Below are 24,212 nucleotides of genomic sequence, written 5' to 3' on the forward strand. Positions count from 1 at the left end.
GGCCCGGAACCCGGGAACTCTGTCAAACCCCTACATGTTGGGCATGATGCGCACAAGCTTGTTGGATTTAACAAAAGCATGACCGAAAAACGGGAAACCCGCCGACGGGCCGAGATCGAGAAGCAGATCGACGAGAATCTGCGTCGCGTATACGAGCAGGAAACCGCCAATGACATTCCCGACCGGTTCGTTGCCTTGCTGCAGCAGCTGCGCGATCAGGACAAGTAGATGAGTTCCGGGAGTGGCCGGGCGTCGGCGGCTGGAAAAGCTGACGCGAAACATGGCGACCCGCGCGACGAGCTGGTCGATCACCTGCCCGCACTTCGCGCCTTTGCGCTGTCGCTGACCCGCGAGGGCGCGGCGGCGGACGACTTGGTGCAGGACACCATCGTCAAGGCCTGGACCAACATGGACAAGTTCCAGGTCGGTACCAACCTGCGCGCCTGGCTGTTCACCATCCTGCGCAACACCTTCTATTCCGCCCGCCGCAAGACCAAGCGCGAGGTCAGCGACAGCGACGGTCTGCACGCCGCCCGCCTTGCCGCCCGGCCTGACCATGATGGCAGGCTGGCGCTGCGCGATTTCCGCGCCGCATTCGAGCAACTGCCGGACGAGCAGCGCGAGGCGCTGATCCTTGTTGGCGCCTCGGGTTTCTCGTATGAGGAAGCAGCCGACATGACCGGCGTCGCGGTGGGCACCGTCAAGTCGCGTGCCAATCGCGGTCGCCGCAAGCTGGCCGAGTTGTTGCAACTGGCGGACGGGGAAGAGTTGGAAATGACCGATCAGGCCACCCTTGCCGTGATGGCAACCAATCGCCCCGTATCCCGCTAGGGCGGTAACATGCTGTGGCGTTGGCGCGACCGGCTGGAGTTTACCAAGGGTCTTGGTTTCCGTCTGGCCGCGCTTCTGTCGGTCGCCATCCTGCCCATCGGGCTGATCTCGCTGGTCCAGACCCTGCATGTCTCGCGCGAGGCTGAACGCAGCGCCGAGATCGCGCTTCTGGGCCGCACCGCCTCGGCGGCGGCTGGTGAACGGGCGCTGTTGCAAGGTGCGCTTGGCACTGCCGACGCGCTGGGGCCCGCCGTGCTCGAGGTGCTGGACGATGCGGATGCCTGTGCCGAGATCATGCGCTCGTTTCTTCTTCACAGCGCGGTCTACCAGGGCGCGGCCTTCGTGCCGATGAACGGCATCTCGCGCTGCACCTCTGACGGCGCGGGCAGCGAGCCGGTCGACATGCGCGATTCCCGCGCCTACCAGAAATTCGTCAGCCAGCCGCAGACCATGATCACGGCGCTCTCCAAGGGCTCGCTCAGCGGGCGGCCGGTGGTGGTGGTGATGCAGCCGCTCTATGAGGACCGCGATCTTCTGGGCTATGTGGTGGTCTCGCTGTCCTCGGCGCTGCTGCAATCCACCCATGCAGTCGGCTTCGGCACCGAGGGCGCGGGGATCATCACCTTCAACCACAAGGGCGAGCCGCTGACCGCAGATGGCCGGCCGGAAACGGCGGTCGATGACCTGCTGCCGCGCGGCGTTACCCTGTCCAGCCTGATCGAGTTGAACGATTCGACCTTCGTGGAATGGAGCAATACCGGCGAAAGACGGGTCTTTGCCGTGGTGCCGGTGGTGCCCGGCCTGGTCTATGCCCTTGGCAGCTGGACCCCGCAGCTGGCGGGATTTGACCGGCTGAACATGTCGCAATTCACCGCCATCATCTTCCCCATCCTATTGTGGCTGGTGTCGCTGGCGGTGGCCTATTTCGCCGTCTACCGGCTGGTCCTGCGCCATATCCGGGTGTTGCGCGGGCAGATGCGCCGCTTTGCCATCGGCAACCGCGACACCCCGCCCCCAGTGCTGACCGATGCGCCGGCCGAGATCACCGATGTCAGCCAGACCTTCCACAACATGGCCCGCATCCTGATCCGAGACGAGGAAGCGATGGAGGAGGCCGTGGCCGAGAAGACGGTGCTGTTGAAGGAAGTGCATCACCGGGTGAAGAACAACCTGCAGCTCATCGCCTCGATCATCAACATGCAGGGCCGGATGATCGAGGATAACGACGCCAAGCGGGTGCTGCGCTCGGTACAGGACCGGGTGGCGGCGCTGGCGACGATCTATCGCAATCTCTACCAGGCCGAGCATCTGGACGCGGTCGAGGCCGACAGGCTGATGGGCGACATCATCAACCAGATGGTGAATGCCGGCGTCGAGGCTGGCAGTGGCCTGCGGGTTCAGACCGATCTGCAGCCCCTGACGCTGCTGCCTGATCAGGCGGTGCCGCTGACGCTGCTCGCGACCGAGGCCTTCACCAATGCGTTGAAATATGCCGGCACACCGCCGGGCGAAGATCACCCTTGGGTCCGGGTGTCCTTGACCCATCCGTCCAAGCACAAGGCGGTGCTGGAGATCGCCAACTCGACCGGCGCACGGCTGGATGGCAGCGCCCTCCCCGACAGCACCGGTCTGGGCGGGCAGCTGATCGGTGCCTTTGCCACCCAGCTGGAGGGCGAGGCCGAGTTTGCCCAGCAGGATCACGTCTTCACCCTGCGCCTGCCCTTCAAGGTCCAGCGGGCCAACCCGATGGACGTGACCGACATCCGCAGCGTCGTGCTGACTTCGGCGGCGCGCGAGGGGTCGCAGCATTAGGATCGGCAGGCTTGCCACATGCCGCAGCGCGGCGTGGCGTCACATGTCATCTTTTCTTGTGTGGACCGCAGCGCGGTCTATTTTGGCGCCATGACGAGTGAAGGCCACTATGATCTGCGCACTGGCGAGGGGCTGATTGCCTGCCCTCGCTGCGATGCCTTGCATATCGAAGAAGAGCTGCTCGACGGCGAAACCGCGCGCTGCATCCGCTGCGACACCGTGCTGGCCAAGCCACGCAGCGGTGCTTTCGTACAGATCATCGCGCTGTCCTTTGCCTCGATCGTGCTGTTGATGGCGGCAGTGTTCTTTCCCTTCCTCGAGATCTCGCGCGCGGGCTTTGGCAATGCCACCTCGCTCTTCGGTGTCGCCATGACCTTTGCCGATGGCGTCATGCTGCCGCTGGTGCTGGCCGTTCTCGGTGCGGTCGTGGGGCTGCCGGTCATTCGCGCCCTGCTGCTGGTCTATACACTGACGCCGCTGACCCGGGGGCTCGCGCCCCATCGCCACGCCGCCTCAGCCTTCCGCTGGTCCGAGGAGTTGCGCCCCTGGTCCATGGCCGAGATTTTCGTCATCGGCACCGTGGTCGCGCTGGTCAAGATCGGCGGCATGGCCAATATCCATCTGGGACCGGCCTTCTGGTCCTTCTGTGCGCTTCTGGTGGTCAACCTCTGCTCGCACCGGTTTCTCAGCCCGGCCACGGTCTGGGACGCGCTCGAGGATGCCGGCGTCCCGACCGATGGACGTGAAATGGTTCAGGCGACCAATCCATGAGCGAAAACAGCGATCTCCTCGACGGCGGCCATGTCCTGACCGCGCATCGCGCCGGGCTGGTCGGCTGCCGCAGCTGCGGCCGGGTCTGGCCCGAGGGTCACAGCCGCTGCGACCGATGCGGCGCGCATCTGCATCCGCCTGACCGGCGCGGGCTGCAGGCGGTCTGGGCTTGGCTGTTCGCGGGCCTGATCCTCTATATCCCGGCCAATCTCTATCCAATGATGCAGACCGAGACCCTGGGCGGAATTGGCGGCAATGGCCAGCACACGATCATCGAAGGGGTGATCGAGCTGATCCATCTGGGCAGTTATGACATCGCGGCGGTGGTTTTCGTGGCCTCGGTCGTGGTGCCGATCACCAAATTTATCATCATTGCCCGGCTGGCCATCGTCGCCGGCAGACCGGCCACAGCCGATCAGGCGCATACGCGGCTGCATCTCTTCGAAGGGGTCGAGTTCATCGGCCGCTGGTCGATGATCGACGTCTTCGTCGTCGCGATCACCTCGGCGCTGGTGCAGCTTGGCTTCGTCGCCTCGATCCATCCAGGATCGGCGGCGGTCTGCTTTGCCCTGTCGGTCGCCTTTACCATGCTTTCCGCGCAAAGCTTTGACCCGCGCCTGATCTGGCGCGGCCTGCCCTTGCGCAGCAGCAAGAACAGAACGGACAACCATGACTGAGACCCCCCCACCTTCCGGCCAACCAGCGCGCCCGGTACGCAAGACCGCCCGCCGCGCTGTGCAGGCCGGCGTCAGCCTGGTCTGGCTGGTGCCGATCCTCGCGCTTCTGGTGACGCTGGCGATCGCGTGGAATTCCTATGCAAACCGCGGCCGTGTCATCAAGGTCGAGTTCGCGGATGCCACAGGCATCACGCCGGGCGAAACCGTGCTGAAATTCCGCGAGATTACCGTGGGCAAGGTCGAGGCCGTTGCCTTCACCGAAGATCTGCAAAAGGTCGTGCTGGAAATCCGGGTCGATCAGGATGTCGCCCCCTATGTCGACAGCGATGCGCAATTCTGGATCGTCCGGCCCGAGGTGACGGCGCAGGGCGTGACCCGGCTCGACACGGTGCTGACCGGCGCATTCATCGAGGGCTACTGGGATGCCGTGAAAGACGAGCCGCAGGACCGCTTTGCCGGGCTGGATCGTGCGCCGCTGACGCGCGAGGATGCAAAAGGCACTTGGACGATCTTGTCGCTGGGGAATGCCGAGGGCGTCAGCGAGGGCGCGCCGGTTCTGTTCCGTGGGCTCGAGGTTGGCCGGCTGGAAAACCTGCGCCTGTCCGACGAGGATGAAAGCGTCATTGCCGACATGTTCATTCAGGCACCACATGACGAGCGCCTCACGAGCGCCACGGTGTTCTGGGACGTGTCGGGCTTCTCGGTCTCGCTCGGCGCGCAGGGCGTCGCACTGAACGTCAACTCGCTCTCGACGCTGATCCAGGGCGGCGTCGAGTTCGCCACCCTGACCAGCGGCGGCAGCCCGGTTGAGGCCGGTCATGTCTTCCGCCTGCAACCAGACGAGGATGCCGCCCGCAACAGCCTGTTTACCGGCGAAGATGTGGGCGAACTGCGTTTTACCGTGATGCTGGACGATGCGGTCAACGGGCTCGAGCAGGACGCGGATGTGAAATACAAGGGTCTGAATGTCGGCCGCGTGACCGACCTGTCGGTCAGCGTTGATACGCCCGAGGAGGGGAAACCGCCGGTGGTGCGCCAGCAAGTCACCATTGCGCTGTCCCCGACCCGTCTGGGGCTCGAGCCGGATGCCACGACCGAGAGCGTCGAGAGCTTCATCGCCGGCGAGGTCGAAAAGGGGTTGCGCGCCCGTGTTGCCAGCGCCGGTCTTCTGGGCACCTCGCTGATGATCGAGATGGTCGAGCTGCCAGACAGCCCGCCCGCCACCATGGACCTTGCAGCCGAGCCCTACCCGGTCATCCCCTCGGTCGAGGGTGATCTGACCGATTTCAGCGCCACCGCGCAGGGCTTCCTGACCCGGATCGGCGATCTGCCGATCGAAGATGTGCTGCGATCGGCCAGCGACATGATGAACTCGATCACCGCCATTGCCAGCTCGCAGGAAACCCGCGCCATCCCCGGCTCGCTGCGCACCACCATCGACGAGGCGCAGGCGACGCTGACCGAACTGCGCGAGGTCGCCGCCCAGCTGAACGATGACGAGGTCGTCACCTCGTTGCGCACGGCGCTGGACAACGCCGCCAAGGCCGCCGATGCGGTGGCGCTGGCCGCCGAGGAGGTGCCGCAGATGGTCGAGGATATCGACGCGGCCGCCAAGGCCGTGGACGAGTTTGCCTTTGCCGATATCAGCGCCGAGGCGCAGGGCATCCTGTCGGACCTGCGCGCCATGCTGGGCACCGAGGATGCCGAGCAATTGCCGCGCAACCTGTCGAACACGCTGGAGGCCGCTTCAGGCCTGCTGAACGATCTGCGCGACGGCAATGCCGCGGGCAGCCTGAACAATGCACTCGACTCGGCCAGTTCGGCCGCCGACGAGGTCGCGCGTGCGGCTGAAGGCCTGCCCGCGCTGATCACCCGGCTTCAGCAGACCGCCACCCGGGCGGAATCGGTCATGGCGGCCTATGGCGAACGCTCGGCCTTCAATGCCGAGGCGGTCAGCATGTTGCGCGAATTGCGCAAGGCGACAGCGGCCTTTGGCTCGCTTGCGCAGATGATCGAACGAAACCCCCGCGCCTTCATTCTGGGACGATGACATGATGAACCCCCTTCTCTCTCTGCCCGCCGTCCTGTCGCTCGGGCTGCTAGCCGCCTGTTCGAACCCGGAAAAGACCGGCCGCTACCTGATCGACCCACCCTCGCCCCCGGTCCGGGTGGCGAACCAGCTGGGCCCGACGGTCGAGCTGCGCGATGTTTCCCTGCCGGCCTATGCCTCGGGTCAGGAAGTGTCCTGGCAAAGCCCGGATGGCGCGGTGCGCTCGACCCCCGACAATCTCTGGGCCGACAATCCCGAGCGGGCGGTGACGCTGACCCTCGCGCGGGCGATCTCGGATGTCTCGGGGGCGGCGGTCATCGCCGAGCCGTGGCCCCTGGGTGAACCGGCCGAACGTCGGCTGGAGGTGCGGGTCGAGAAGGCCTTGGCGCAATCCGACGGGCTTTACCGTCTCAGCGGGCGCTATTTCCTCGCCGATGAAAGCGGCGGCGGCACCAACCACGCCCGCAGCTTCGACATTTCGGTGCCGCTGGCCAATGCCGAGCCGCAGAGCATCGCGGTGGCGCAATCAACCGCGCTGTCGATCCTGGCCCAGCAGATCGCGGCGCTGGACGGGGCGGGCACCACCTTCATCACCCGGACGCCGGCCGATCCCTTCGCGCTGGACCCGATCCTCTGACATCGGCTCGGCGGCATCAGCCGAACCCTGAACAAGTTGAACGGGCAGCCTGATGGCCGCCCGTTCAGTTATCCGTGAGCCCACGACGGGGGGGAGGAACTCGTTAAACTAGAGGCTCAACGGATAAACTTTGGCGCCAGAGCCGAAGCCCTGAAGCGGATTGGTATTGCCCATCACGCGGGTCAGGACCGGCAGGACATAGCGGTCAAAGGCCTCGCGGTCGGGCTGCAGGGCGCCGGGCCTGCCGATGCCACCGCATTCTTCGCAGTCCGGGATGGTGCCCCAGCAATTGCCACAGGCACCCACGGCCCCTGCCAGGATCTCGGCGTGATGGGTCAGCAGCGCGTTCTCGCGGCGCAGCCGCTCGACTTCGGTGGGGGCCGGGCGGTCGACTGCGGGATGAGGAAGGCCCGCGTCAGACCGCCCGTAAATCGCCGACGCCAGCAAGGGCGCAATCCGCAGTTCCGGCTCATTCTCCGCGCCCACCGGAAGGGCGCGCAAATGCTGCAACGCGGCGATTAGGTGATCCAGTTGTTCGTTCCGAGTCGTCATAATCTGTCTCCCCGATAAGCCCGGCCCGATTGTGTGTGGCGTTCGGTGCCGCAGCTGATGAGATCAGTTATCGACCTGTGCCGTGAATTCAGCGTGAATCCTTAACGGCAGTTTCGGCGCTTTTACGTGAAAAGGATCAGAAATTTCGCCCGGAAGGAGAATTTTCAGGCAAAAGTTCAAGAAAATCCGGGGTGGCGACTCGAATCGATAGGGGCGGATCGGATCGCCGTGATCTAGGGGCGCGTTAACGAATCAGCCAGTTGCCGGTGCAACACGGGCCCGGCGACGATCATTCCGTCGGTGGCGGCGCGCGCGCTGTTGAAGCCGAGCGGCTTGCCCTGCCGATCGGTGGCCAGCGCCCCGGCGCGTTCGGCAATCAGCGTTCCAGCGGCAATATCCCATTCCCAGGCCGAGCGCAGCGACAGGGCCGCGTCGAAACGGCCCTCGGCCACCAGGCACAGGCGCCAGGCCAGCGAGGGGCGGAATTCACGCCGGAAATCCGGCACCTTCCCGCCCGCCCAGTGCTGCGGTTCAGTCGCCGCGCGATAGGTCAGCACTGTGGCGCCACGCATCTCGCTGCGAGGGCTGACCGCGATCAGCTTGCCGTTCAGAAGCGCCGGGCCGTCGGCATGGGCGGTGTAAAGCAGGTCCTTCGCCGGCAGATAGACCGCCGCCGCCGTGATCCGGTCGCGCGTGGCGATGGCCAGCGAATGCGAGAACCCTTCCTGACCGTCGATGAAGGCGCGGGTGCCGTCGATCGGATCGATGATGAAGCAATGCTCGGCATCCAGCCGCGAGGGATCGGCCTCGCTTTCCTCGCTGAGCCAGCCGTAATCGGGCCGGGCGCGGCGCAAAACCGTCTCCAGATGCACGTTCACCGCCAGATCGGCCTCGGTCACAGGGCCGGCATTGTCGGCCTTGTCCCATTTCTGCGGATCGCGCCGCCAGAAGCGCATGGCAATTTCCCCGGCCTCGCGCGCGGCCTCGGCCAGCAGGCGCAGATCGTCCTCAGGCCCCGGCAACGGTCATTCCCCGGACCAGAAGGCTGGGAACCTGCACCGAACGCCAGTCCTCGGCATCATCGGCGGCGGTAATGGTCATCAGCATGTCGCGCAGATTGCCGGCGATGGTGCACTCATTCACCGGGTAGGCAATCTTGCCGCCCTCGACCCAGAACCCGGCAGCGCCGCGCGAATAATCCCCGGTCGTGCCGTTGATCGACGCCCCCAGCATCGAAGTCACCACCAGCCCTCGGCCCATCTCGGCCAGAAGGTCGTCAACGCTGGCCGCACCCTGGGTCAGCGCCACATTGCTGTTGCCCGGCGAGGGCGGCGAAGTCAGGCCGCGCGTGGCCGAGGCGGTGCTGTCCATGCCCAGCTTGCGCCCGGTGGCCAGATCCAACGTCCAGCCGGTCAGCGCGCCATCCTCGACGATGGCACGGCGGCGGCTCGGCAGCCCTTCGGCGTCAAAGGGGCGCGACGAGGCATAGCGCGGGCGCAGCGGGTCCTCGATCAGCGAAAACCCCTGCGGCAGAACCTGTTCCTGCAGGGCCTTGCGCAGCCAACTGGCCCCGCGTGCAATGGCCGAGCCGTTCACCGCGCCCAGAAGATGCCCGATCAGCGAGGGCGAGACGCGGCGGTCATAGAGGATCGGAAAGGCCCCGGTCGGCGGTTTCCGCGAGCCGGCGCGGGCCAAGGTGCGTTCGGCGGCCAGTCGGCCGATGACCTCGGGTTCGGGCAGATCGGCGGCCCAGATGCGGGATTCACCGGCATAGTCACGTTCCATCCCCAACCCCTCGCCGGTGATGGCGACGGTCGAGACGGCGTGGCCGGTGCGGCCATACCCGCCGGAAAAGCCGTTGCTGCCCGCCAGCCACAGCCGGCGGCGCGAGAAGGAGGCATTGGCGGATTCGATCTGGCTGATGCCAGGCACCTCGGAGGCAGCGGCCTCGGCGCGGAAGGCCAGCGCCTGCAACTGATCCGGCGACGGGTCTTCGCCCGGATCGGCCATTTCCAGCGCGGCGATATCGGAATCGCGCGCCAGCTGGTCGGGATCGGCCAGACCGAGATAGTCATCGACCGGCGCCTCGCGGGCCATGGCCACGGCACGCTCGGCCATCTCGAGGATGGTGGCGGCGGAATGGTCCGAGGCCGAGACGCAGGCCTGCCGCCCGCCGATCAGCACCCGCAGCCCGATCTCGACCGCCTCGGCGCGTTCGGCCAGTTCCAGGTCCGACTTGCGCACATCGATCGAGGTCGCCTGCGCGTGAACCGCGATGGCATCGGATTGGTCGGCGCCGGCGCGGGTCGCGGCCTCGATCATCGCATGGGTCAGGGCTTCAAGATCGGCTGTCTGGGTCATTCGGCTCACGTCAGCAAAGGAAAGGGCCGGGGTGATGCCCGGCCCTTCTGGTCACCTGCCTGCAGTCTTACTTCACCTGCTGGCCATTGGCAAAGATGCTGCCGCCCTCGCGGAATTCCAGCTTGGTCTGCAGCTTGTCGGGCTGGCCCTCGACCGGCTTGGCGAACATCGTCAGCATCATCTTGGCGCCCATCATCTGGTCCTGCGGCACCAGCCCCATGGCGCCGAGCGTGTCGAGCAGCGCGTTTACGCCCGTCAGCTCGCCCGAGATCTCGCCCACCGGCGCGGTGGTCATGTCACCACCTTCCGGCGCGGTCAGCTCGCCCGAGAACTTGGCCTGCGCACCGACGGCGTTGATCGACACGTCGTTCAGCGTCACCCGCACCGGAACCGGCGGCTGCGGCATATCGGCCATGTGCGGGGCGTCGGTGCCAGTGGCGGCATCGGTCCCGGCATCGGCACTGTCCGCAGCGTCCGGGGTCTCTCCCCCCGCAGCAGCAGCGGCGGCCGCCGCGGCTTCCGCAGCCGCAGTTGCCGCATCCGCCGCCGCCTCGGCGTCAGCCGTATCGGTGGCCGCAGCATCCTCGCCCGCTGCGCCATCAGCGGCCTTGTCCATTGCGGCATCCAGCCCGGCAGGCGGGGTCAGGATCGACTCGGGCATCAGCACTTCGCCGCTGAGATCGATGTTAAGGTCGGCCGGATCACGCGCCAGCTTGGCCTCGGGGTCGAACATCGCCCAGATCTCGTCATTGATGGCGAGCCCGGTGATCGAGGTCAGCAGCTTGAACGGCGCCGGCTGGTCCGAGCCCATCACCGGCATCTCGAGATCGAAACCGCCCTTAGCCAGCTGATAGCTGATCGGGAAGGGCAGCGTGCCGATATTCATCGTGGTGTCGATGGTTTCGGCGGCGGTGGCATATTTCAGCCCGGCCTGGGACAGGCCGAAACTCGCCGAGCCCGGACCACTGGAATAGCTGCCATCGGCGGATTGCGGTGTGCCGTCCTCGCCCGGACCGCTGAAGCTGAAGGTGCCGTTGCTGCCGGCATAGGTCAGCGTGAAGTCGAAGGCGGTGCCGGCCTGCAGCGCCTCTTCCAACTGGGTTTCCATGTTGAAGTCGCCCGGCGCCATCATCATGCGCCCTGTCATGGTCAGATCTTCGGCGGTTCCGTCCAGCGCCAGCGCGCCCGGGCCGCCATCGGCGGTTTTGGGCATGTCGGCCTTGGCATTGACCGCCACCTTGTCGGCGGTCGAGTCAAAGGTCGTTTCCTCGCCCGCGTCGCTGCGGACCGAGCGTTGCTTGCCCGCCACGCCGTCGAAGGTCATCGACACGGGCATCGTTTCGCCGGTTTCGGCCAGCGGCATGTTCAGCGTGACCAGCATCTGCTGGGCCTTGAAGTCGTGGGTCAGATCCTCGACAGAGCCTGATGTGACGGTCTCGTTCCCCGGCATGTCGACGGTGAATGTGGTGGTCTGATCCTCTCCGCCTTCGGGCGCAGGCATGGTCACTTCACCTGTGGCGGCGCCATCCATGGTCCAGCGGACATTCCCGTCGCCGGTCTGGTTCATCACCAGCTTGGGAAAGGTCATGGTCATGTCGGACATCTCGCCATCGACCGCCACCTTGGCGTCGGTGATGGTCAGCGTATCGCCGGCCTCTTCGCGGCTGCCCTCGGTGACCGTGTAGCCCATCGACTGGTATTGCTGGACCAGGTGATCCCAGACTTGGGCCGGGGTGATCTCGGCCCAGCCCGGGGTGGTTGCGGCCAGAAGCGCGATGGACGTGGTTGCAAGCAGACGGTTCATACCGATACCTTCCAAAAGAAAACTCGCGCGGATACTCGCACAGCAGTTTCGAATGGGAAAGGTGGCAAGCGATGATCAGCCTAACGCAGCAGGATGGCTTGGCGATGCTGCGCATCCGGCGGCCCGAAAAGGCCAATTCGCTGACCGGCGCGATGCTGCGGCAGCTGACCGAGGGTTTTGACGACATCGCCCATTCCGATTGCCGCGCCGTCATTCTGACCGGCGAGGGCAAGGTGTTCTCCGCCGGGGCCGATCTGGACGAGGCGCAGGCCGGGCTGACCACCTCGCCCGAATGGGAACGGCTGTCGGCGCGCATCGCCACCATGCCCTGCCTCACCATCGCGGCGCTGAACGGCACGCTGGCCGGGGGCGCCTTCGGCATGGCGCTGGCCTGCGACCTGCGCGTGGCGGTGCCAGGGGCGAGTTTCTTCTATCCGGTCATGAAACGCGGCTTTCTGCCGCAACCCAGCGATGCCCGGCGCATGACCACCCTGATCGGTCCGTCGCGGGCCAAGATGATCCTGATGGCGGGTCAGCGCATCGATGCCGCGCTGGCGCTGGACTGGGGCCTGGTCGACCGCATCGACGAGGACCCGGTGGCCCTTGCGAGGGATCTGGCCGCGGATTGTCTGGCGGCCAGTCCCGAGCTCGTGATGGCGATCAAGGGGTTGATCTGTCAGCCATAAACCGACTGTTTGCCGAAATGGACGGTCAGCAGGTAATAGACCACCGGACGATACTTGTTCCGGTTCGACTTGCCGTATTTCTCGATGACCTCGTCGATCGCGGCCATCAGCTGCGGGCCGTCGGCCAGACCCAGCTTCTTGACGAGGAAGCTGTTCTTCACCCGCTCGAGCTCGGCCTTGTCGCTGCCCGAGACGGTCTCGGAATCGGCGTTGTAGATCGAGGGGCCGCAGCCGATCGTCACCTTGGTCAGCAGGTCCATGTCGGGCTTGACGCCGACCTTGTCACTGAGATCGGCGGCATATTTCGCAATCAGATCATCACGCTTGCTCATTCTTTCGTCCCTCCCCGGGTTGTTTTTGATGAGGCCGAGCTTAGCCGTGAACCAGCAAATATCAATCGCCGCGACAGAAGCGGCGCGACAAAAAGCGCAATTGCGCCAGTTTCGGGCGAGTCGGGACGCCGATCCTCGCGCGGCGGCCGATGTCACCGGGCGAATACGGCCTTGCTCCCGTCGCGGAATCTTGTTGACTGACACTCGCCAGACTGACTGTGTTCCTGTATGTGCGCGCTAACATTCATCGGAGGGGGATCGATCCATGGCGATTTTGCTGGCTGACGTCGGAGGCACGAACGCGCGGCTCGCGCTGGCCCGGAACGGCATGATCGACGCTGAAACGGTGACAAGATTCCGTGGCGACGACTTCCGCAGTTTCGATGACGTGGTGCAGCAGTTCCTTCAGCAGCAGGATGATCCGCGCATCACCTCGGTCTGCATCGCCGTCGCTGGCCCGGTTTCGGGCGGGATCGCGCAGTTGACCAACCGTGACTGGGATTTCTCGGAAGAGCGGCTGGCGCGGCTGACCGATGCCGATCAGGTGCGGCTGATCAACGACCTTACGGCGCTTGGCTATGCCACCCCTGCCCTGTCGGGCGATGGCATCGGCATTCTGCGCGAGGCGCCCGAGGGCCGGCATCGCAATGGCCAGGCGCTCGTCGTCGGTGCCGGCACCGGCTTCAATGTCTGTGCGGTCAAGGTGCTGGGCGGTGGCCGAATGACCTGCCTTGAGGCCGAAGAGGGTCACACCCACCTGCCCGCGCTGATCATGCAGCGGCTGCAGGAGGAACTGGGCGCGGTCAAGGCGCGCGAGTTTTTCTCGGTCGAGGAGACCTTTGCCGGTCGCGGCCTGTCGCGCCTGCACGCGCTGCGCTGCGACGCCGAGCCGATCCGCAGCGAACATATCGCCGAGGCCGCGGCTGCGGGCGACCCGCATGCCGATGCGACCTATCGCCTGTTTGCCGAGCTCTTTGGCCTGATGTGCCGCGATCTGGCCCTGCGCTTCATGCCGATGGACGGGATGTTCCTCGCCGGCAGCGTCGGCCGCAGCCTGTCGAACCGGCTGGAACTGCTGATTCCTGCCTTCCTGATGCAAGAGCAGATGCGCCAGATTCCCGAAAATGTGCCGCTGATGCTGATCAAGGACGACATGGCAGCGTTGCATGGTTGCCTCGCTGCGCTCGACTGACGCGCGATAAAGGTCAATTCCGTTAACTTTACTGGAAATCGAGCGGCCAACCTGCCAAAAATGCCTGAAAAGGACATAAAACGGGCAGGGCAAGGCGCATGGGGCTTTTACGGGCAGCAGTGATTGCGGCAACCGCACTGGCGGTGCCTGCGCTGGTCATGGCGCAATCCTCATCGCCCTTCTCCGGCCTCTTCGGTGGCGGCAGCGAAGCCGAAGGTCCGGTCAAGCTGGATGTCCAGGTTTCCGGTGAGAATGATGGGCTGTCGACCAAGGTCAAGAACACCTCGCTGATCTCGGCGGCGCTGTCCGAGGGCCGCACGACGGGGCAGGATGTGCTGGCCGCCGCCCGCGCCGACTATGCCCGGATTCTTGGGCTGATGTATGATGAGGGCTATTACTCGACCGTCATCAACATCACGCTGGACGGGGTCGAGGCGGCCGAGATCGCGCCGCTGGATGCGCCCGAAGTGGTGACGAACGTGGTGGTTTCACTGGATACCGGCCCGCGCTTCACCTTCTCGCGCGCCGCGATCGACCCGCTGGCACCGAAGACCGAGATCCCCGAGGGCTATGCGGTGGGCGAGACCGGCGGCACCGGGGTCATCAAGTCGGCAGCGGTCGCGGGCGTGGATGGCTGGCGCAATGCCGGCCATGCCAAGGCCGATGTCGGTGGTCAGAACATCGTTGCCGATCACAACCAGAATACCGTGGACAGCCAGATCGCGCTGGCCCCCGGACCGACCGTGACCTTCGGCAAGCTGAACATCACCGGCAACCAGCGGATGAACCTGCGCCGGCTCTACAAGATCGCCGGTTTTCCCGAGGGCACGCGCTTCGATCCCGAAGAGATCGAGGACGTGCGCAAACGCCTGCGCCGCACCGGGGTCTTCTCGGCCATCACGCTGGAAGAGGCCGAGACGCTTGGCCCCGGCAATACGATGGACGTGAACCTGACCGTGGTAGAGCAGAAACCCCGTCGGATCGGGGCGGGTTTCGAAATATCGACCCTCGATGGGGCCATGGTCTCGGCCTATTGGATGCATCGCAACCTGCTCGGCGGTGGCGAGCGGCTGCGGATCGATGGCGAGGTATCGGATATCAGCTCGGATACCAGCGGGCTGGATTCCGAGTTCAAGCTGAGAATCGACCGGCCGGCGACCATCACCGCCGATACCACCGCCTATGTCGAGCTGACCACGGAACGCATGCGGGAAGAGGAATACGATTCCGACACCCAGACGATCAGTTTCGGCCTTACGCACATCTTCAGTGATCGACTGACCGCCGATGCCGCGATCGAATACAGCAAGTCCCGGGTCACTGACGACAATGGCACCAGCCATTTCGAGGTCATCGCCTTTCCGATGGACGTGGAATGGGATCGTCGTGACGAACCCACCGACGCCAAGCGCGGCTATTGGCTGTCCGGCGATCTCAAGCCTTTCTACGGTCTTGGGGATACCGGCAACGGCGCGCTGATCGAGGGCGAGGGCCGGGCCTATTATTCGTTCGGTACGGATGATCGCTTCACGCTGGCCGGCCGGGCGCGGCTTGGGACCATTGTTGGTTCGGAGATCGAGGATACGCCGCGCGACTACCTGTTCTATTCCGGCGGGGGCGGCTCGGTGCGTGGCCAGCCCTATGAATCGCTGGGGGTCGAGGTCATTCCTGGTCCCGATGGTCCGATCGAGACCGGCGGCATGAGCCTTGCCAATCTCAGCGCCGAGATCCGCTATCAGGTCCGCGAAAAGATCGGTCTGGTCGCCTTCGCCGATTTTGGCCAGGTTTGGGCCGACAGCACCTTCGGCGGCGAAAGCGGCAATCATGCCGGGGCCGGGGTGGGGGTGCGCTATGCCACGCCGATCGGGCCGCTGCGCTTTGATCTCGCCGGGCCGGTGTCGGGCGATACGGGCAATGGCGTGCAGGTTTATCTCGGCTTGGGGCAGGCGTTCTGATGCGGAAAATCCTTCTTCTTCTGGCCCTGATCCTGCTGCCGCTGTCCCAGGCCTGGGCGCAGGACAGCGCGGCCGAAATTTCCGAGAAGGTCGAGGACGACAAGGGCTTCATCACCAACCTTCTGGAAGAGAACCTGTCGGGCGCCGGTCGCGAGGTCATCATCGACGGCTTTCGCGGGGCGCTGTCCTCGCGTGCGACCTATGACCAGATCACCATTGCCGATGCCGAGGGCATCTGGCTGACGCTGAAAAACGGCGCGATCCACTGGAACCGCGCGGCGCTGCTGCGCGGGCGGATCGAGATTGCCGAACTGTCGGCTGCCGAGATCCTGCTGCCGCGCCTGCCCTCGCCGGGCGAGCAGCAGCGCACCGCCGAAGCCGTCGAGTTTTCCCTGCCGCAGCTGCCCGTGTCGATCAATATCGAGCAGATCCTGGCCGAGCGGGTTGAACTGGGCGAGCCGGTGATCGGCCTGCCGGCCTCGCTGAAGGTCAGTGGCACGATGCAACTTGCCGGTGGCGAGGGCACGGCAAAGCTGTCCATCGACCGGCTGGACGGGCCGCGCGGGCAGTTTCTACTGGATGCGGGCTTTGCCAACGAGACCCGGGTGCTGAAGCTGGACCTGCAGCTCGATGAGGATGCCGACGGGTTGCTGGTCAACCTCGTCGATCTCTATGACAAGCCCTCGGTCAAGGCCGAGATCTCGGGCGAGGGGCCGCTGTCGGACTTTCTGGCCAATATCACACTGGCCACCGACGGCCAGCCGCGCGTGACCGGCAAGGCCAGCGCCACCGCGCAGGCGGCCGAGGATGGCGCGCCGGGGACCGCCTTCCGGCTGGAACTGGGTGGCGATGTGGCCAGCCTGCTGCCGCCCGACAATCGCGGCTTCTTCGGCACCAATACCCAGCTTCTGGCCGATGGCTGGCGCGGCGAGGATGGCCGGCTGCAATTGCCGGTGCTGATGATCGATACCAATGCGCTGAACGTCTCGGGCTCGCTGACTACCAATGAGAACGGCGCGCCCGAGCAGGCGGTTCTGCTGATGACCCTCGGCGCCGATGCCGGGGCGACGGAATTGCCCGTCACCCTGCCCTTTGGCGGCGACCTGAAGGTCAATGATGGCCGGCTGGAACTGCAATATGACGCGGCTCAGGGCGATGGCTGGTCGCTGGTCGGTCGGGTCGGCGAGGTTGATCAGCAGGGCGTGCATATCGGCGCGCTGGAGCTGAACGGTGCGGGCACGGTTCTGCGCGACAATGACCGCCTGTCCGAGATCGACGGCAAGATCGAATTCGGCGGCCGCGAGATGCGCTTCGACGATGCCGGTCTGGCGCGGGCCATCGGCGACCAGATCACCGGCTTGACCGAGTTCAGCTTCGTGCCGGGCGATGTGCTGGAACTGACCAACCTGACCGCGCGCGGCACGGACTATGGCCTTGCAGGCTCGGTTCTGGTCGAGGGACTCAGCACCGGCATCGCGGCTTCGGGCAATGTCACGGCCAGCTATGACGACCTGTCGCGCCTGTCGCAGCTTGCGGGACGCCCTGTCAACGGCAAGGCCGAGGCGGTCATTGCCGGCAATTATGTCGTGCTGAGCAAGGGCTTCGACGTGAACGCCCAGATCACCGGCACCGATATCTCGGTCGATCAAGACCAGCTTGACCAGCTGTTGCAGGGCGAGTCGAAGATCACCCTGATCGCCCGGCGCGACCAGACCGGCATCCAGCTGAACGAGCTGACGGTGAATGCGCAGCGTCTGACCGCCGAGGCCGAGGGCTATCTGAACAGCGGCTCCAGCGATCTGAAGGCCAAGATCTCGATGCCCTCGCTCAGCGATGCCGATGCCGAACTGGGCGGCTCGCTGATGGCCGATGCCTTCCTCAGCGGCGCCTCGGGTTCGCGCCGGCTGACCATCAGCGGCGAAGCCATGGACCTGAAGACCGGCATCGAGGAACTGGACGGCGCGCTCGGCGGCCAGACCAACCTGACGGTGATCGCCGGCGAGCAGGATGGCGGCTATGTGATCGAGCAATTCCAGTTCTCGAACCCGCAGATCAAGGCCGAGGGGCAGGGCAATCTGGTGCCCGGCCAGATGGATGCCAAGGCCGATCTGGATGTGCCGGACCTTTCGGTTCTGGGCCGTGGCTGGGCCGGCAGCCTGACCGCCGATGCGACGGTGCGCGAAGACGGCGGCGTGCGTTTCCTTGACCTGACCGGCCGCGGCACCGACCTGCAACTGGGTCAGGCCAATGTCGATGGCGCGCTGAGCGGTGACACCACGCTGACCGCCAAGGTCGAACAGCGGGGCGAGGTCTTCACCATCCGCGATCTGCAGGTGCAGAACGACCAGCTGAACGCCACGGCCGAGGGCAGCTATGGCCCGGGCCAGACCGACCTGAGTGCTGACCTGTCGATCGCCTCGCTGGCGGCGCTGGGTCAGGGGTGGAGCGGCGCGCTGCAGGCGCAGGGGCGCTTGCAGGAACAGGGCGACGGGGTGCGGCGGCTGAACGTCACCGGCACCGGCACCGACCTGTCGCTGGGTCAGGCCAGCGTCGACGGCGCGCTGACCGGTGAGACCCGGCTGTCGGTGCAGGGCAGCGAACAGGCGGGCGTCTTCACCATCGACGAGGCGCATATCCTGAACGAACAGGCCGAGATCACCGCGCAGGGCGTGGTGGGCGGCGCGGAAACCAATGTCAGCGGCCATGTGAACTTCAAGCAGTTGGCCGCCCTTGGTGCGGGATTGCAGGGCAGTCTGGTGGCCGATGGACGCGCGGTCGCGGGCAGCGACGGGGTGATCCGGGTCGAGGTGACGGGCACCGGGCAGGATCTGGCCATGGGTCAGCAGGATCTGGACGCGGCGCTGTCGGGACCGACCGCCATCAGCCTCAGGGGTGCGCTTGACAAGGGCGTGTTCAGCATCGAGGACGCCCGGATCGACAATGCCCGGCTGGACGTGACGGCCAGCGGCAAGGTCGGGGCAGGGGCCACGGACCTGACCGCCAGTCTGGCTGCGGGCGACCTGCGCTTCCTCGGGCGCGGCATTTCCGGGGCGGTGAACATCGATGGACGGGTGGTGGATCAGGGCGGAAACCGCCAGATTACCGCCAATGGCACCATCAACGGGCTTGCCATCGGGCAGGCGCGCATCGATCCGCTGCTGGCGGGCCGGACCACGCTGGACCTGGCGGCGACGCAATCGGCGGGCGGCAATCTCGCCATCCAGCGGCTGGTGGCGCGCAATCCGCAACTGTCGGTCAATGCCGACGGGGCGCTGCAATCGGGCGTCAATCTGGATGTGACGCTGAACAACCTGGCGCTGCTGCAACCCGGTTTCGCCGGTCCGGCGCGGGTTTCGGGCACCGTGCGGCAGCCGCAGGCGGGGGGCAACTACGCCGTCGATCTGGCGGCAACCGCGCCGGGCGGCACGCGGGCGCAGGTCTCGGGCACGGCAGCAGCCGATTTTTCGATCACCGATCTGCGCGTCTCGGGCGTCAGCGACGCGGCCCTGGCCAATCCGCTGATCCGCACCCGCAGCATTGAAGGCCCGATCAGCTTCGACATCGCCATGCGTGGCCCACCGGGGTTGGATGCGATCTCGGGCAATGTCTCGTTGAATGGTGGCCGCGTCTCCGAGCCGAAACTGGGACTGACGCTCGAGGCGCTGAATGTCCGGGCCGATCTCCAGAACGGTCGGATCAATGTCGAGGGCAGCGGTAATGTCGAGGCCGGGGGCAGCCTGAGGGTCAGCGGTCCAGTCGATCTGCGCAATGGCACGGTGGATATCGGGATCGTGCTCGACAATATCGTGCTGCGCGATCCGAATCTCTACGAGACGCGTGTGTCGGGCAATCTCAGCTTTGCCGGGGTGCAGGCCGACGGGCCGCTGATCTCGGGACGGATCGATATTTCCGAGGCCGAGCTGCGCATCCCCTCGACCGGGTTGGGCGGGGCCAAGGCGATCCCCGAAATCGAACATGTGGGCGACAGCCGCCCGGTCGCGGCAACCCGCGCCAAGGCCGGGATCGAGGCCTTCCCCAGCCTTGCCTCGCAGGATGCGGGGATGCAGGGACCGGCGGCGACCCCGCCCGCCAATCCGCCGCGTCTGGATATCCTGCTGTCGGCGCCCAATCGGGTCTTCATCCGCGGTCGCGGCGTCGATGCCGAGATGGGCGGGCAGATCCGGCTGACCGGCACGTCGCGCAATGTCATCCCCATCGGCACGCTGGAGCTGATCCGTGGCCGGGTCGACCTTTTGGGCAAGCGCTTCGTGCTGACCGAGGGCCTGGTCGAGATGCAGGGCAGCCTGATCCCGGTGATCCGGCTGGTGGCCGAGACCTCGCAAGATGGCATCACCACCCGCATCATCATCGATGGCGAGGCGCGCGACCCCGAGATCACCTTCGAATCCTCGCCCGAAATGCCCGAAGAGGAGGTTCTGTCGCAACTTCTGTTCGGTCGCGGTCTGGACAAGATCAGCCCGCTGCAGGCGGCGCAGCTGGCCAATGCGGTCGCAGTTCTGGCCGGACGCGGTGGCGAGGGCATCATCGGCAACCTGCGCAATCAGGTCGGCCTTGATGATCTGGACCTGCAGACCGATGACGAGGGCAATGTCGAGGTGCGGGCTGGGAAATACCTGTCGGACAATCTCTATACCGATGTGTCGGTCGGCGATGACGGCAAGACCGAACTGAACCTGAACCTCGATATCTCCGAGACGCTGCGCGCGCGCGGTTCCATGGGCAGCGACGGGGACAGCACGATCGGCGTCTATTTCGAGCGCGATTACTAGGGCCGGTCAATCGGCGCCGATTGCCTTGCGGTTGCGAGGGGTCGCACCGTCGCGGCTGGGTCCGGCGACCTCGCCTGTCGGCAGGCGGAAGCGCACCAGCTGGCGCCCGCCGGCGAGCGCGCGGACCGACCAGCCCAGCAGACTGCCATCCGGCGCGGCCATCGCTCCGTCGTCGCGACCGGCACCCTCCCGAAGGCTCAGCCGCTCGCTCAGCGCCTCGAACCCGGCACCGGCCGCCACATCGCCGCGCCAGTGCTCGACCGCCTCGATCATGGTGGCGCTGCGCCCGCCCCAAAGCTGCTCGTAGGCCTTGTTGCACAGAAGGAACTGGCCGTTGGCGCCAAAGACGACCAGCGCATCCTCGATCCCGTCCAGCACCAGCGCGCCGAGGTTCAGGTCCGCCCTGAACTTGCGGGTCAGAGAGATTTCCGAGGTGATGTTCTCGAACAGGAAGGCCACGGCGCCATCGGGATGGGGTCTGCCGGTCACTCGATAGGTCTGCCCCCCGGGCAGGGACCAGGTCTCGACATGACGACCCGTGGCGGCGGCGGTTTCCAGATTGCTCATCTGCTGACGCCAGCTGCGGTAATCCTTGGGCTCCGGCACCATGCGGGCGTCGCGCAGCTTGTCGAGGAAGTCGAACAGTGTCGGCCGCCCGGTCAGGAAGCCCGCCGACAGGCCGGTCAGGTCGATCAGGGCCGGGTTGAACAGTTGCAGGTTGCGCTCGCGGTCGAAGATCGCAAGGCCGGTGGGCAGGTCGGCAAAGGTCTTGGTCAGGGTCTGGACGAACTCCCGCAAGCCGCGTTCGGCCCGCACGGCGGCATCGGCGGGCAGGGCGAAGAACATGGTCTGCTCGCCCGAGCGATGGGCATGGCAATCGAACCACAGCACCGACCCCCGCGCCTCGAGCTGCGCCCGGCGCGACAGGCGCGCGGCGCTGTCGGTTAGGCTCGGCAGGTCCAAAAGCCGGGGCAGGGGCCAGCTCAGCCCATCCTGCGCCACCTCTTCGGCCCGCTTGAGGTAAGCAGCATTGGCCCAGGTGACGGTCCCGTCTGTATCCTGCCGCCAGGCCATCATCGGCGTGTGGTTCATCGAGCCGCGCAGCAGCTCCAGCTCTTCCTCCATCGCCTGCAGGGTCAGTGAATCCACCATGATGGCGGCATTTTCGGCACCGGGATCGCTGATCGTCAGCCGGGTGGTGTTCTGGCCCAGATCCTCGATCACCAGCCGCAGTGCCGCGATCCCGGTTCCGGCGCCGCCGGTCAGCTCGACCCGGCCGGTGGCGGCCAGACCGGCCATGCGTGTTGAGAGGTCGGGAAAGCGGCCTTCCAGCCAGGCGGTCAACCGCAGCAGGTCAACCGCCTCTTCGCTGATCGCGCCGGCCAGGTTCTTGGCCGGCAAGGTTGCATCGACCAGGTTTCTGCCGCGAAACAGGAAGATGATCGGCTCGGCCTCGCCGATCAGCGCCCCGCGAGACCGGCGCGGTGCGTGATGCCCCCGGCCGTCCAGCCAGCGGATGAACACGAGCGCGGCGATCACCGAGACCGTTCCCGCGACGACAGCAATCAGCAGGGTCATCAGGCCATGGGTCATTCCGGTTGCATTCCCGCAGCTAATTTCGCCCCGATTAGCCTATGCAGACTTAAGATTTGGTTAAAGTCCCCATTTCGATTCCAGCCTGGCGCGGATTGTCGCCCAGGGCGCGGCGGCTGTCGGCGGCGATGCGGTCAAGCGGCCAGGTGACGGTGATCGAGGCGCCCGGCGCCTCGTTGGCGAAGTCCAGCACCGCGCCGGACCGCTCCAGCAGGGTCTTGGCGATGAACAGGCCCAGACCCATGCCGTCATAGCCCGGCCGACTGCTGCTCGTGCCGCGTTTGGGGGTGGGATAGGGATCGCCCAGCCTTGCAAGCAGGGCCGGGGGAAACCCCGGTCCGTCATCGCTGACGGCGATGGACAGCTGGTCGCCCAGTTCGACGGCGTCCACATGAACCTCGTGGGCCGCGAAATCCACGGCATTCTGGATCAGATTGCGCAAGCCGTGAATGACGCCCGGATCGCGGCGAATGTCGGGGCCAATGGCGGTGACGAACACCTTGGGGCCGCGCTGCCCGTGAATGCCGACGGCCTCGTCCAGCACCACCCGCAGCGGCGCGCTGCGCAGCAGCAGGTCATCTTTACCCGCCTGCCCCATGGCCTTCAGGATCGCGCCGCAGCGATCGGCGGACCGGCGCAGCTCTTCCAGATCGCTTGCGAGATCCGGGCGATCGGCAAGCTCGTCGCCCAGTTCCCCGGCGATCAGCTTGATCGTGGCCAGGGGCGTGCCGAGTTCGTGCGCGGTGGCGGCGACGACACCGCCCAGATGCTGCAGGCGCTGCTCGCGCGCCAGTGCCAGCTGGGTCGAGAACAGCGCCTGCGAGGTGACCGACAGTTCGGCGACCACGCGATGGGTGTAGATGGCGAAGAAGAAGACCCCGATGATGATCGCCAGCCAGTGGCCGAGCGCCAGAAGCGGCGGGACCGTCACTTCCTCGCCATTTTCATGGGTCAGCGGCAGGGCGAGCCAGAAGGCCATGCTGATCAGCAGGATGGTGGCAAGGCCGATCAGTTCCGTCTGGCGCCGGGACAGCGACGATGCGGCGATGGTGACGGGAGCGAGGACGAGCAGGGCGAAGGGGTTCGAGGGCCCGCCGGTCCACCAGATCAGCAGCGAGATCTGCAGCAGGTCAAAGCCGAGCTGCCCCGCCGCGCGACCGGGGTCGACCCGTCCCGAGGATCCGGCCAGCAGCCAGGTGTTCATCAGTGCCGAGATGCCGATCAGGAACAGCACCGGCCAGATGGCAAAGCGCAGCCCGATCGACCAGGCGACCGCCACCGTCGCCAGCTGCCCGACGATGGCGACCCAGCGCAGGATGACCAGCGTGCGCATGCGAATCGGCTCTGCCTGGGGCGCGTCAGGCAAGAGCATTGATCGGTCCTGATCGGGGGTGAACGACAGGGCAACCTCTCGAACTGAAATGCATCGCCTTGATAACGGCGGTCGGATAAGCGATCAATGCGCGCGTTTTAAATCAGGCGAAGACGGAAGCAGGCATGAACAAGGACCGGAAACTGATATTGGCCGGCACCGCAGCGGCGGTTGCATTACTGGCCGTTGGCGGCTTGTGGATGTCGCGCGATGCCGGCGCAGGGGATTTTGCGCAATGCCAGAAATCGGTGGTTTCGGGGGGAATGGAGGCCTTTGGCACGGAGTTTACCCTGACCAATGGCGCCGGAGAGCGTGTAACCGACAAGCAGGTCTTTGACCGGCCCTCGCTTCTCTATTTCGGCTATACCTTCTGTCCCGATGTCTGCCCGCTGGACAGCGCCCGCAATGCCGAGGCCTCGGCATTGCTCGCCGAAAACGGGATGGAGGTTCAGCCGGTGTTCATTACCGTCGATCCGGCCCGGGACACGCCCGAGGCGGTGAAGACCTTTACCGAGCAATTCTCGACCGCGATGGTGGGCCTGACGGGCAGCGACGACGAGATCCAGGCCGTTTCGAAAGGCTGGCGGAACTATTTCAAGCTGCATAACGAGGAGGATAAGGAGTATTATCTGGTCGACCACATGACCAATACCTATCTTGTTCTGCCCGGCCACGGCACGGTCGAATTCTTTGGTCGTGACGCGTCGCCCGATGAGGTTGCCGAGCGCACCGCCTGTTTCGTCGAGGCCGCGTCCTGACCGCGTCTTCAGTGACCCAAGTCGGACGCCTGCTGTAAG

At 65.7% G+C, this 24,212-nt stretch carries 20 protein-coding genes; 12 read left to right on the top strand and 8 right to left on the bottom strand.

Annotated elements, in window-relative coordinates:
• The first annotated feature begins 78 nt into the window (after nucleotides 1–78).
• The 7 genes from Q1A36_RS08440 (at nucleotide 79) to Q1A36_RS08470 (ending at nucleotide 6,778) form a co-directional block, all read left to right on the top strand.
• Nucleotides 79–228, top strand: coding sequence for a NepR family anti-sigma factor (locus tag Q1A36_RS08440; RefSeq protein ID WP_101753139.1), 150 nt, complete (start codon nucleotides 79–81; stop codon nucleotides 226–228).
• Nucleotides 229–831, top strand: a complete 603-nt coding sequence (locus Q1A36_RS08445) for an RNA polymerase sigma factor (protein WP_299842014.1) — start codon at nucleotides 229–231, stop codon at nucleotides 829–831.
• Between the two features lie 9 nt (nucleotides 832–840).
• Complete coding sequence (locus tag Q1A36_RS08450) at nucleotides 841–2,643, top strand: histidine kinase dimerization/phosphoacceptor domain -containing protein (protein WP_299842017.1); 1,803 nt, start codon at nucleotides 841–843, stop codon at nucleotides 2,641–2,643.
• 90 nt (nucleotides 2,644–2,733) lie between these two features.
• Nucleotides 2,734–3,414, top strand: a complete 681-nt coding sequence (locus Q1A36_RS08455; protein WP_299842020.1) for a paraquat-inducible protein A — start codon at nucleotides 2,734–2,736, stop codon at nucleotides 3,412–3,414.
• Complete coding sequence (locus Q1A36_RS08460; protein ID WP_299842023.1) at nucleotides 3,411–4,091, top strand: paraquat-inducible protein A; 681 nt, start codon at nucleotides 3,411–3,413, stop codon at nucleotides 4,089–4,091. The genes Q1A36_RS08455 and Q1A36_RS08460 overlap by 4 nt, the downstream gene beginning before the upstream one ends.
• Nucleotides 4,084–6,141: an MlaD family protein gene (locus Q1A36_RS08465; protein WP_299842026.1), complete on the top strand. Its 2,058-nt coding sequence runs from the start codon at nucleotides 4,084–4,086 to the stop codon at nucleotides 6,139–6,141. Before Q1A36_RS08460 ends, Q1A36_RS08465 begins: the two co-directional genes overlap by 8 nt.
• A gap of 4 nt (nucleotides 6,142–6,145) precedes the next feature.
• Complete coding sequence (locus Q1A36_RS08470; protein WP_299842030.1) at nucleotides 6,146–6,778, top strand: PqiC family protein; 633 nt, start codon at nucleotides 6,146–6,148, stop codon at nucleotides 6,776–6,778.
• 108 nt (nucleotides 6,779–6,886) lie between these two features.
• Here Q1A36_RS08470 and Q1A36_RS08475 read toward each other — a convergent pair whose 3' ends face one another.
• The 4 genes from Q1A36_RS08475 to Q1A36_RS08490 all read right to left on the bottom strand — a co-directional run bounded on the left by Q1A36_RS08475 (nucleotide 6,887) and on the right by Q1A36_RS08490 (nucleotide 11,495).
• A complete protein-coding gene (locus tag Q1A36_RS08475; RefSeq protein WP_299842033.1) occupies nucleotides 6,887–7,330 on the bottom strand; it encodes a hypothetical protein in 444 nt (147 codons plus the stop codon).
• 233 nt (nucleotides 7,331–7,563) lie between these two features.
• Complete coding sequence (locus Q1A36_RS08480; protein ID WP_299842036.1) at nucleotides 7,564–8,352, bottom strand: 3'(2'),5'-bisphosphate nucleotidase CysQ; 789 nt, start codon at nucleotides 8,350–8,352, stop codon at nucleotides 7,564–7,566.
• Nucleotides 8,339–9,691, bottom strand: a complete 1,353-nt coding sequence (locus Q1A36_RS08485; protein ID WP_299842039.1) for a TldD/PmbA family protein — start codon at nucleotides 9,689–9,691, stop codon at nucleotides 8,339–8,341. Before Q1A36_RS08485 ends, Q1A36_RS08480 begins: the two co-directional genes overlap by 14 nt.
• Before the next feature lie 67 nt (nucleotides 9,692–9,758).
• Nucleotides 9,759–11,495 carry a DUF2125 domain-containing protein gene (locus tag Q1A36_RS08490; RefSeq protein ID WP_299842042.1) on the bottom strand — a complete coding sequence of 579 codons (1,737 nt, stop codon included), beginning with the start codon at nucleotides 11,493–11,495 and terminating at the stop codon, nucleotides 9,759–9,761.
• Nucleotides 11,496–11,566: 71 nt separating this feature from the next.
• Here Q1A36_RS08490 and Q1A36_RS08495 point away from each other — a divergent pair, with 71 nt between their 5' ends.
• Nucleotides 11,567–12,181: an enoyl-CoA hydratase/isomerase family protein gene (locus Q1A36_RS08495; RefSeq protein WP_299842045.1), complete on the top strand. Its 615-nt coding sequence runs from the start codon at nucleotides 11,567–11,569 to the stop codon at nucleotides 12,179–12,181.
• On the opposite strand, the gene Q1A36_RS08500 is transcribed toward Q1A36_RS08495, so the two are convergent.
• Nucleotides 12,172–12,513 (bottom strand): DUF2853 family protein, encoded by a 342-nt coding sequence (locus tag Q1A36_RS08500; RefSeq protein ID WP_101753148.1) that lies wholly within the window; start codon nucleotides 12,511–12,513, stop codon nucleotides 12,172–12,174. The two genes, Q1A36_RS08495 and Q1A36_RS08500, sit on opposite strands and share 10 nt — an antisense overlap.
• A 265-nt stretch (nucleotides 12,514–12,778) precedes the next feature.
• Between Q1A36_RS08500 and Q1A36_RS08505 the strand changes: the two genes are divergently transcribed.
• Nucleotides 12,779–13,705 carry an ROK family protein gene (locus tag Q1A36_RS08505; RefSeq protein WP_299842075.1) on the top strand — a complete coding sequence of 309 codons (927 nt, stop codon included), beginning with the start codon at nucleotides 12,779–12,781 and terminating at the stop codon, nucleotides 13,703–13,705.
• 28 nt (nucleotides 13,706–13,733) lie between these two features.
• On the opposite strand, the gene Q1A36_RS08510 is transcribed toward Q1A36_RS08505, so the two are convergent.
• Nucleotides 13,734–13,865 carry a hypothetical protein gene (locus Q1A36_RS08510; protein ID WP_299842078.1) on the bottom strand — a complete coding sequence of 44 codons (132 nt, stop codon included), beginning with the start codon at nucleotides 13,863–13,865 and terminating at the stop codon, nucleotides 13,734–13,736.
• Here Q1A36_RS08510 and Q1A36_RS08515 point away from each other — a divergent pair.
• Together Q1A36_RS08515 and Q1A36_RS08520 are read left to right on the top strand one after the other, a co-directional pair.
• Nucleotides 13,864–15,660, top strand: a complete 1,797-nt coding sequence (locus Q1A36_RS08515; RefSeq protein ID WP_299842081.1) for an autotransporter assembly complex family protein — start codon at nucleotides 13,864–13,866, stop codon at nucleotides 15,658–15,660. The genes Q1A36_RS08510 and Q1A36_RS08515 overlap by 2 nt on opposite strands.
• Entirely contained in the window at nucleotides 15,660–20,450 is a 4,791-nt protein-coding gene (locus Q1A36_RS08520) for a translocation/assembly module TamB domain-containing protein (protein ID WP_299842084.1), read from the top strand. The genes Q1A36_RS08515 and Q1A36_RS08520 overlap by 1 nt, the downstream gene beginning before the upstream one ends.
• 6 nt (nucleotides 20,451–20,456) lie before the next feature.
• On the opposite strand, the gene Q1A36_RS08525 is transcribed toward Q1A36_RS08520, so the two are convergent.
• A complete protein-coding gene (locus tag Q1A36_RS08525) occupies nucleotides 20,457–22,043 on the bottom strand; it encodes a PAS domain-containing protein (RefSeq protein WP_299842087.1) in 1,587 nt (528 codons plus the stop codon).
• 49 nt (nucleotides 22,044–22,092) lie between these two features.
• Complete coding sequence (locus tag Q1A36_RS08530) at nucleotides 22,093–23,415, bottom strand: ActS/PrrB/RegB family redox-sensitive histidine kinase (RefSeq protein ID WP_299842090.1); 1,323 nt, start codon at nucleotides 23,413–23,415, stop codon at nucleotides 22,093–22,095.
• Between the two features lie 125 nt (nucleotides 23,416–23,540).
• On the opposite strand from Q1A36_RS08530, the gene Q1A36_RS08535 reads away from it, so the two are divergent.
• Nucleotides 23,541–24,173: an SCO family protein gene (locus Q1A36_RS08535; protein ID WP_299842093.1), complete on the top strand. Its 633-nt coding sequence runs from the start codon at nucleotides 23,541–23,543 to the stop codon at nucleotides 24,171–24,173.
• Nucleotides 24,174–24,212: the final 39 nt, after the last annotated feature.

Origin of the sequence: uncultured Paracoccus sp. (assembly GCF_947487305.1) — a bacterium.
Lineage (GTDB): Bacteria > Pseudomonadota > Alphaproteobacteria > Rhodobacterales > Rhodobacteraceae > Paracoccus.

Bases quoted from the DNA above. Each gene is read 5' to 3' on its own strand.
- Q1A36_RS08440 (WP_101753139.1), top strand. From the start codon at position 79: ATGACCGAAAAACGGGAAACCCGCCGACGGGCCGAGATCGAGAAGCAG.
- Q1A36_RS08445 (WP_299842014.1), top strand. From the start codon at position 229: ATGAGTTCCGGGAGTGGCCGGGCGTCGGCGGCTGGAAAAGCTGACGCG.
- Q1A36_RS08450 (WP_299842017.1), top strand. From the start codon at position 841: ATGCTGTGGCGTTGGCGCGACCGGCTGGAGTTTACCAAGGGTCTTGGT.
- Q1A36_RS08455 (WP_299842020.1), top strand. From the start codon at position 2,734: ATGACGAGTGAAGGCCACTATGATCTGCGCACTGGCGAGGGGCTGATT.
- Q1A36_RS08460 (WP_299842023.1), top strand. From the start codon at position 3,411: ATGAGCGAAAACAGCGATCTCCTCGACGGCGGCCATGTCCTGACCGCG.
- Q1A36_RS08465 (WP_299842026.1), top strand. From the start codon at position 4,084: ATGACTGAGACCCCCCCACCTTCCGGCCAACCAGCGCGCCCGGTACGC.
- Q1A36_RS08470 (WP_299842030.1), top strand. From the start codon at position 6,146: ATGAACCCCCTTCTCTCTCTGCCCGCCGTCCTGTCGCTCGGGCTGCTA.
- Q1A36_RS08475 (WP_299842033.1), bottom strand. From the start codon at position 7,330: ATGACGACTCGGAACGAACAACTGGATCACCTAATCGCCGCGTTGCAG.
- Q1A36_RS08485 (WP_299842039.1), bottom strand. From the start codon at position 9,691: ATGACCCAGACAGCCGATCTTGAAGCCCTGACCCATGCGATGATCGAG.
- Q1A36_RS08490 (WP_299842042.1), bottom strand. From the start codon at position 11,495: ATGAACCGTCTGCTTGCAACCACGTCCATCGCGCTTCTGGCCGCAACC.
- Q1A36_RS08495 (WP_299842045.1), top strand. From the start codon at position 11,567: ATGATCAGCCTAACGCAGCAGGATGGCTTGGCGATGCTGCGCATCCGG.
- Q1A36_RS08500 (WP_101753148.1), bottom strand. From the start codon at position 12,513: ATGAGCAAGCGTGATGATCTGATTGCGAAATATGCCGCCGATCTCAGT.
- Q1A36_RS08505 (WP_299842075.1), top strand. From the start codon at position 12,779: ATGGCGATTTTGCTGGCTGACGTCGGAGGCACGAACGCGCGGCTCGCG.
- Q1A36_RS08515 (WP_299842081.1), top strand. From the start codon at position 13,864: ATGGCGCAATCCTCATCGCCCTTCTCCGGCCTCTTCGGTGGCGGCAGC.
- Q1A36_RS08510 (WP_299842078.1), bottom strand. From the start codon at position 13,865: ATGACCAGCGCAGGCACCGCCAGTGCGGTTGCCGCAATCACTGCTGCC.
- Q1A36_RS08520 (WP_299842084.1), top strand. From the start codon at position 15,660: ATGCGGAAAATCCTTCTTCTTCTGGCCCTGATCCTGCTGCCGCTGTCC.
- Q1A36_RS08525 (WP_299842087.1), bottom strand. From the start codon at position 22,043: ATGACCCATGGCCTGATGACCCTGCTGATTGCTGTCGTCGCGGGAACG.
- Q1A36_RS08530 (WP_299842090.1), bottom strand. From the start codon at position 23,415: ATGCTCTTGCCTGACGCGCCCCAGGCAGAGCCGATTCGCATGCGCACG.
- Q1A36_RS08535 (WP_299842093.1), top strand. From the start codon at position 23,541: ATGAACAAGGACCGGAAACTGATATTGGCCGGCACCGCAGCGGCGGTT.